Annotated in this window: 2 protein-coding genes; one reads left to right on the top strand and one right to left on the bottom strand. The window is 68.3% G+C overall.

The window, feature by feature from the left end; genetic code table 11:
* Positions 1-119 precede the first annotated feature (119 nt).
* Positions 120-590 carry a hypothetical protein gene (locus tag ACWD11_RS35120; RefSeq protein ID WP_451287958.1) on the top strand — a complete coding sequence of 157 codons (471 nt, stop codon included), beginning with the start codon at positions 120-122 and terminating at the stop codon, positions 588-590.
* On the opposite strand, the gene ACWD11_RS35115 is transcribed toward ACWD11_RS35120, so the two are convergent.
* Complete coding sequence (locus tag ACWD11_RS35115) at positions 562-1,503, bottom strand: IS5 family transposase (RefSeq protein ID WP_451287956.1); 942 nt, start codon at positions 1,501-1,503, stop codon at positions 562-564. The two genes, ACWD11_RS35120 and ACWD11_RS35115, sit on opposite strands and share 29 nt — an antisense overlap.
* Positions 1,504-1,647: the final 144 nt, after the last annotated feature.

The raw sequence follows: 1,647 nt of genomic DNA, 5'->3' as shown, positions 1-1,647 counted from the left end.
AGAAGCCATCCGCTTTCCGAACGTGCTCGCTTGGTTCGGCTTGGGTGGGCATGAACTCCGGCTGATGGCGGGAGAGATGGGCGTGATTCGTCCGCTCGTCTGGTTCGTGGAGGTGGCTGGTGCCGTCGGTGCTCGGTCTGCTGGATGCCCGGGTGAAGAAGGTGCGGGAAGAGGTCGCACGGTTGCAGGAGGAGGCTGAGCGGGTGCAGGCCGCGCTCGGTGAGGCGGAACGCGCACTTCAGCGTTTGGTGGATGCCCGGGTCACGGTGACCGAGGTACTGACCGAGCCGCCCTCCGCGACAGCGGAGCCAGCGCCAAGGGCGGTGGCGGGATCGGTGGTGCCGCACCGGATCGAGGGCATGGCGTCGTCCGTCCTGGCAGCGGATTACCAACGCATCGTGGAGGTACTGGAGTCGGACGCTGGCCGGGCAGGTCTGCGGTGTCAGCAGTTGGCCGTGTCCCTGGGTCTGGAGGCGGTTCCGGCGAAGGTCGAAGGGCTGCGGTCGAAGGCGAAACGCCTGGTGGAACGGGGTTGGATCCTGCAGGTGCGGCCGGGGGTGTTCACCGCGCTCGCGACGCCGGCCTGCTGAAAGCACCCGGGCGGCGTCCGGCCAGTCGGCCGCTCATGAGCATGGTCATGGACCACAACACCATGGCCTCGTGCATGGTAGGCAGCGTCTCGTAGTCACGCACCAGACGACGCGAACGCATCAACCAGCTCAGCGTTCTCTCCACGACCCACCTGCGCGGCAGCACCACGAACCCCGCCGTGTCGTCGGAGCGTTTGACGATCTCCAAGGTGAGCCGGCACGTCTCGGCCGCCCAGTCCACCAGCCGGCCCGCATAGCCGCCGTCCGCCCAGACGAGCCGGATGGAGAAATACAGCGTGCGCAGCCGCTCAAGCAGCGGCACTCCGGCATCCCGATCCTGAACGCTCGCCGCGGTCACCACCACCGCCAGAACCAGGCCGAGACAGTCCACCACCAGATGCCGCTTGCGGCCGCCCACCTTCTTCCCGCCGTCCCAGCCGGATGTTGAGCGCGCGATATTTGCTGCCGCCCGCACCGACTGCGAGTCCACGATCGCGGCTGTCGGGTCCACCGTGCGGCCCTCCTGCTGGCGGATCTTGTCGCGCAGCCGGTCGTGGAGCTCGGCAAGTAGGCCAGTGACCTGCCAGCGGCGGGCGAAGGCGTGCACTCGCCGATACGGCGGGAAGTCCACAGGTAGGTTCGCCCACTTGACGCCGTTGTCGACCACGTAGCGCACCGCGTCCAGCATCACACGGTGGCAGAAGCCCTCCGGCCGACCGCCCCGCCCCTGAAGCCACGCGGGCACCGGCAGCAACGGCCGGACGGCCTGCCACTCCGCGTCCGTCAGGTCGGAGCCGTAACACCGGACGCGCTCCGGACCGTCCGCCGCGTTGCCGAACCTGTGCGCGAGACAGTCACACTCCTGTGTCGGCGCGTTGGACTCCGCGGACGCGGGCACGAAAGACTGCGGCACAGGGCCTCCTGGTGCTGCTCGGTTGGGATCGCAACCCCGAGCTACCAGGAGGCCCTGCCGTTATGCCCCGACCACCGAGGGATCACCCGAACAGGAACCGTGTTCGACTGATCAAGCCTGCCGAGCGGTAAGCGGATGGCTTCT

It is taken from the genome of Streptomyces sp. NPDC002776, from assembly GCF_053592195.1.
This window is presented reverse-complemented; position numbering and strand designations above follow the sequence as displayed.